Source organism: Stenotrophomonas sp. 2YAF22, from assembly GCF_052114665.1.
Lineage (GTDB): Bacteria > Pseudomonadota > Gammaproteobacteria > Xanthomonadales > Xanthomonadaceae > Stenotrophomonas > Stenotrophomonas indicatrix.
In genome coordinates this window covers 1-6,013 of sequence record NZ_JBFRFE010000225.1, presented here as the reverse complement: position 1 = coordinate 6,013, position 6,013 = coordinate 1, and the positions used below count along the sequence as shown (strand labels likewise).

4 protein-coding genes and 1 pseudogene are annotated in these 6,013 nt (G+C 66.5%); 1 reads left to right on the top strand and 4 read right to left on the bottom strand.

Features of this window, described 5'->3' with window-relative positions:
• The 4 genes and pseudogenes from AB4Y84_RS10715 to aceB all read right to left on the bottom strand — a co-directional run.
• A pseudogene (locus tag AB4Y84_RS10715) lies at window positions 1-445 on the bottom strand (putative peptide modification system cyclase); the annotation flags it as partial.
• Between the two features lie 15 nt (window positions 446-460).
• Window positions 461-1,501, bottom strand: a complete 1,041-nt coding sequence (locus AB4Y84_RS10710) for a diguanylate cyclase domain-containing protein (protein WP_442243993.1) — start codon at window positions 1,499-1,501, stop codon at window positions 461-463.
• Between the two features lie 366 nt (window positions 1,502-1,867).
• On the bottom strand, window positions 1,868-3,169 hold the full coding sequence (gene aceA, locus AB4Y84_RS10705; RefSeq protein WP_025875808.1) for an isocitrate lyase: 1,302 nt from the start codon (window positions 3,167-3,169) through the stop codon (window positions 1,868-1,870).
• A 69-nt stretch (window positions 3,170-3,238) separates the two neighbouring features.
• Window positions 3,239-4,861, bottom strand: coding sequence for a malate synthase A (gene aceB / locus AB4Y84_RS10700; protein ID WP_363734280.1), 1,623 nt, complete (start codon window positions 4,859-4,861; stop codon window positions 3,239-3,241).
• Between the two features lie 109 nt (window positions 4,862-4,970).
• Here aceB and AB4Y84_RS10695 point away from each other — a divergent pair, with 109 nt between their 5' ends.
• Entirely contained in the window at window positions 4,971-5,939 is a 969-nt protein-coding gene (locus AB4Y84_RS10695) for a LysR family transcriptional regulator (RefSeq protein WP_363734279.1), read from the top strand.
• The last annotated feature ends 74 nt before the right edge of the window (window positions 5,940-6,013 follow it).

Here is a 6,013-nt window from a genome sequence, read left to right as displayed (position 1 = left end):
CCTGTCCAGGCCACGCCAGCTGCATCAAACGCGCGGCCATGGGCTTGGCCAGACCCTCGACTTCCACCGGTTTTGCGCCGTGGGCGACGGCCTCGGCACTGTTGTCCCACAACAGCACGTCACCCACGTGCAGGCCGGCGCGCGCGCGCAGCACGATGCCGCGCTCGTGGCCCATCGCGTCGACGGCGTTCTGGTAGGAAATCGCAAAACCAATGCCATCGATGGGGCGCTCAAACAGAACGAACAGTCCATCGGACCGATCGATCAGCTGGCCGTTCCAGTGCTGCTGCAGCCCCAGGACCAGGCGGTCATGCTGCTGAAAGAATTCGGCGGCGGCGACATCGCCGATACGCTCCACCAGCTGCAGCGAATCGCACAGGTCGGTAAAAAGCAGCGCCCGCAGTTGGGCGTTATGCGGGGTCGACGTTCCGTTGTCGCCATTCATCGCCTGGATCTCCGCTCATTGTCCATCCGGACCATCGGTCCACCGCAGGCAGTTGCCGCCTGCGCGCTTGGCTTGGTACAGCGCACGATCGGCGCGAGCGTACCACTCGCTCCAGTCCGCGTCAGGGGCCAGCAGGCTGGCCCCGATGCTGGCCAGGCTGACGTGGGGGGTGCCATGGCTGCGCTCGAGCAGGCCGTGCACCGCGCTGAGGATGAACTCGGCCGCGTGCTGCACGATCTCGACATTGGCCCGGCGCAGGATCAGGCAGAACTCGTCGCCGCCCAGGCGGCAGGCCAGGTCATGTTCGCCGGCCATCGAGCGCAGGATGTTGCCCATGCTCTGCAGCACCCGGTCGCCGGCCTGGTGGCCGTGGCGGTCGTTGATCTGCTTGAAGCGGTCGCAATCGATCAGCAGCAGCGCCTGCGGCGGCCCCTCTTCCTGCGTGCGGCATTCCTGCAGGAACAGGGCCAGGCCACGGCGGTTGTGCAGGCCGGTCAGTTCGTCGGTGCGCACCAGCTCACGCGTGTGGGTCAGCTGGTGGGTGGTGATGTACAGGTTGTCCAGCGCGGCTTCCAGGTCATGGTTGCGCCGCCGCAGCTGGCTGATCAGGGCCTGCTCGTTGGTCAGCACGCGCAGGATCGTGCGCCGCAGGAAGTAGGCCACCAGCCCCGGGTCGGACTCGACCAGGCGATGGAAATCAGCCGGTCCCAGCTCCAGCACGTGGCAGTCGGCCATCACCCGCGCGCTGGCGCTGCGCGGATGGTCGCCCATCAACAGGCCGAGCTCACCGAAGAACTCATGCCGGCCGAGTGTCTTGAGCACCAGGTCCTCGCCGAAATCCAGCTCGATCAGGCCTTCCAGGATGATGTACATGCACTCGCCGCGATGGCCGCGGTGGAACAGCCACTGGCCCGCCTGCAGCCTGCAGGGCTGGGCAAACCGGGCGAACAGGGCAACCTCTTCTTCGGAAAGCAGCGCATGCACGATCTCGGCCATCGCCACCTTGGCGATACCGGTTGTCGTGTCGATGTTCTCGGCCGCACCCCTGCCGGTCATTCCCTGCACCCGCCGCCAGCGTCCCCTGGTGAGCCGCGGAGCATATCAGTGAATCAAACTGTGCGCCGCTTCTCATTTTTGTGAAGACGCGGTGCCCCGCCCTGCATGCCGCAGAGTTGCCCGTTCACCCCCGTTGACTGCGGGGAGAAAGCAAGCCATATCAATATCTTGCGGTGACCGCGACGCCGATTGTCGCAGCAGCCGCAGATACAACAACGCCGGCAGATCCCCCGATCTGCCGGCGTCGTCTGGCCCTTCCCTGGCCACCCTGATCAGCCCGAGCCCTGGTCGTGCCGGCTGCTGGCCGACCGCATCAAGGACTGCGGGAACACAGAAGGTTGCCGGCCAGCGGCCGGCATGACCGGATCACGCAGCCCGTTCGCTGCGCTCGCCATGGAACTGCTCTTCCTCGGTCGAGCCGGTCAGCGCGGTGGTCGAGGACTGCCCCTGCTGGATCGCCTGGGTCACCGCATCGAAGTAGCCGGTGCCGACCTCGCGCTGGTGCTTGACCGCGGTGAAGCCGCGCTCGGCCGCTTCGAACTCGGCTTCCTGCAGCTCCACGAAGGCGCTCATCTGCCGGCGCGCATAGCCGTGGGCCAGATTGAACATGCCGTAGTTCAGCGCATGGAAACCGGCCAGGGTGATGAACTGGAACTTGTAGCCGTAGCTGCCCAGCTCCTTCTGGAACCTGGCGATGGTGGCGTCGTCCAGGTTCTTCTTCCAGTTGAAGCTGGGCGAGCAGTTGTAGGCCAGCAGCTTGCCCGGGAACTTCGCATGGATCGCCTCGGCGAACTTCCGCGCGAATTCCAGGTCCGGCTTGCCGGTCTCGCACCACACCAGGTCGGCATACGGTGCGTAGGCCAGGCCGCGGCTGATGGCCTGGTCCAGGCCGTTGCGGGTCTTGTAGAAGCCCTCCACGGTGCGCTCGCCGGTGGCGAATGGCTTGTCGTTGCCATCGATGTCGCTGGTCAGCAGATCAGCCGCCTCGGCGTCGGTACGCGCCACCAGCAGGGTCGGCACGCCCAGCACGTCGGCGGCCAGCCGCGCGGCGTTGAGCTTCTCGATCGCCTCGCGGGTCGGCACCAGCACCTTGCCGCCCATGTGCCCGCACTTCTTCACCGAGGCCAGCTGGTCTTCGAAGTGCACGCCGGCGGCACCGGCTTCGATCATCGCCTTCATCAGCTCGAAGGCGTTGAGCACGCCGCCGAAACCGGCTTCGGCGTCGGCCACGATCGGCTGCAGGAAGTCGATGTCATCCTTGCCTTCGGCATGGTGCAGCTGGTCAGCACGCAGCAGCGTGTTGTTGATGCGCTTGACCACCGCCGGCACCGAATCGGCCGGGTACAACGACTGGTCCGGGTACATCTGCCCGGCCAGGTTGGCATCGGCCGCCACCTGCCAGCCGGACAGGTAGATCGCCTTCAGCCCGGCCTTCACCTGCTGCATGGCCTGGTTGCCGGTCAGCGCGCCGAGCGCGTTGACGAAGTCACGCTCATGCAGCGACTTCCACAGCTTTTCCGCGCCCAGCCGGGCCAGCGAATGCTCGATATGGACGGTGCCACGCAGGCGCACCACGTCGGCGGCGCTGTAGTTGCGCTGGATGCCTTCCCAGCGCGGATTGGTGTCCCAGTCGTGCTGGATCTGTTCGGCAGTGGGCAGCGTGCTCATGTCTATCTCCAGTTCGGTTCGTGCGGATGCAGCGGGGAAGGAAGCGGCGGGAAAACCGGCATGCAGCGGTCAGTCGATGCGCGCGTACGCCGGCAGGGTCAGGAAGTCGGTCAGTTCGTTGCTGCGGCTCAACTCGGCCAGCAGGGTGATGGCTTCTTCGATGCGGCCGCCACCGGGCAGCGCCGAGGTGTCGCCGAGGCGCGCGGGCAGCTGCGCCAGGGTGGTATCGAGCAGCGCCAGATCGATGGCAGTGCCGTCGTCCAGCTGCTGGCCCGGGGTATGCAGCCACTGCCACAGCTGGCTGCGGCTGATCTCGGCGGTGGCCGCGTCCTCCATCAGGTGGTGGATCGGCACGCAGCCGTTGCCATCCAGCCATGCAGCCAGGTAGCGCACGCAGACTTCGACATTGCCTTCGAAGCCAGCGCGGGTGATCGTGCCCGGCGGCCGCGCGATCAGTTCATCGCGACCCACGCGCACATCCTGGCGCAGCACGTGGTGCTGGTTGGGCGTGGGCATGTGCTCGTCGAAGATCGCCATCGCCACCGGAATCAGCGCCGGATGGGCGACCCACGTGCCGTCGTGGCCAGCAGTCACTTCGCGCAGCTTGTCGGCACGCACCCGCGCCATCGCCTGCTCGTTGGCGGCGGCATCGTTGTTGATCGGAATCTGCGCGGCCATGCCGCCCATCGCGTGTGCACCGCGGCGATGGCAGGTCTGGATCAGCAGTTCCGAATACGCCTTCAGGAACGGCTGGGTCATCGTCACCTGGCCACGCTCGGGCAGCACGCGGTCAGCGTGGCGGCGGAAGGTCTTCAGGTACGAGAAGATGTAATCCCAGCGCCCGCAGTTGAGGCCGACGATGCGATCGCGCAGCGCATGCAGGATCTCGTCCATCTCGAACACCGCCGGCAGCGTCTCGATCAGCACGGTCACCTTGATCTGCCCGTGCGGCAGGCCGAGCATGCCTTCGATGTGCGACAGCGCGGTCTCCCACAGCGCCGCCTCTTCCATGCTCTGCAGCTTGGGCAGGTAGAAATACGGGCCGCGGTCCCTGGACTGCAGCGCGCGCGCATTGTGGAAGGCAAACACCGCCGCGTCGAACAGGCCGCCGGCGAGGAACTGGCCATCCACGCGCACATGCTTTTCGTCCAGGTGCCAGCCGCGCGGACGCACGATCAGCACCGCCTGCTCATCGTAGGGGCGCAGTGCGTAATGCTTGCCATTGGGTGCGGTGTACTGCAGGTCGCCGCGCACCGCAGCGGCCAGCGACTGCTGACCGGCCAGCAGGTTGCGCCAGGTCGGCGAGGTCGAATCCTCGAAGTCGGCCATGAACACCTTGGCGCCGGAGTTCAGCGCGTTGATGACCATCTTCGGGTCGGTCGGGCCGGTGATCTCGACGCGACGGTCCTGCAGCGCGGCCGGCAGCGGCGCCACCGTCCAGTCACCGCTGCGGATCGCGGTGGTGTCCTGGCGGAAGTCCGGCAGGCCGCCCTGGTCGAAGAACGCCTGGCGCTCGCGACGGGCCTGCAGCCGCGCCTGCCGACCGGGTTCCACTGCCCGGTGCAGGGACACCAGCAGGGCCAGCAACGGCGCCGGCAGCACGGTGGCCTGGCCCGCCACCTGGGTCGCCAGGGCGATGCCCGGCGTGGCCTTGGCGGCGGTGGAGGGAACAGCGGAAGCGACGGCGGACATGGCAGAACTCCAGCGTGGGGGAACGACTCCACCGTGCGGCTGGAGCCCTGTATTTGACAAAACAGTTTTTGCAATGCTTTACATAACTTGTGCTAATACTTGTGACGCCATGACCACACGCACCTCGCCAAGTCCTCGTTTTTCCTACAAATCCGATCGGCTGAAGCCGCTGCGCGCGTTCTGCCAGACGGTGCGCCTGGGCTCGGTCTCACGGGCGGCTGAGGCACTTTTCGTCAGCCAACCGGCCATCAGCCTGCAGTTGCAGGCGCTGGAGCGCGAGCTGGGAGTCCCCCTGTTCGAGCGCAGCGGCCGGCGGCTGGTCCCCAGTCGCGAGGGCCAGCTGTTGTATGAAATGGCACAGCCGCTGGTGGAGAGCCTGGACGGCTTGGAAGCGCGCTTCCGCGACAAGGTGCGCGGGCTGGACGCGGGCGAGCTGAACATCGCCGCCAACAGTTCGACCATCCTGTACCTGCTGCCGAAGATCGTCGAACGCTTCCGCCAGCATTACCCTGACGTACGCCTGACCCTGCACAACGCCATCAGCGCCGACGGCACCGACCTGCTGCGCGAGGATGCCGCCGACCTGGCGATCGGCTCGATGACCGATGTGCCGGCCGACCTCAGCTATGCGCCGGCCTACCGTTTCGAACAGGTCCTGATCGCCCCGCATGACCATCCACTGGCCAGCGGTGGCGAGCTGGAACTGGCCGACATCGCCCGTTACCCGCTGGTGCTGCCGCCAAAACGGCAGATCACCTACCGGCTGGTGGACCAGGTGTTCCAGCGTCACCGCATCGCCTACACCGTTGCGCTGGAGGTGGGCGGCTGGGAAGTGATCAAGCAGTACGTGGCGATGGGCATGGGTATTTCCATCGTGCCGGCGCTGTGCCTGAACGATGCTGACCGCGAACGGTTGGCCGCACGGTCGATGAAGCGCTGGTTCCCGGAGCGGAGTTATGGGGTGATCGTGCGGCGCGGCAAGGCGCTGTCGGCGCAGGCGCGGGCGTTCGTCGAGTTGATCCAGCCGGAGCTGTTCAGTCCGCGCGATTACGACCAGAGCGGGCATTCGGAGCGGTGAGGGGTTGTCGGCAGGGCTGCGCCCTGCACGATCGTTCCCGACGAGCCGTAGATCGCCCACAAGCAGTACACGAC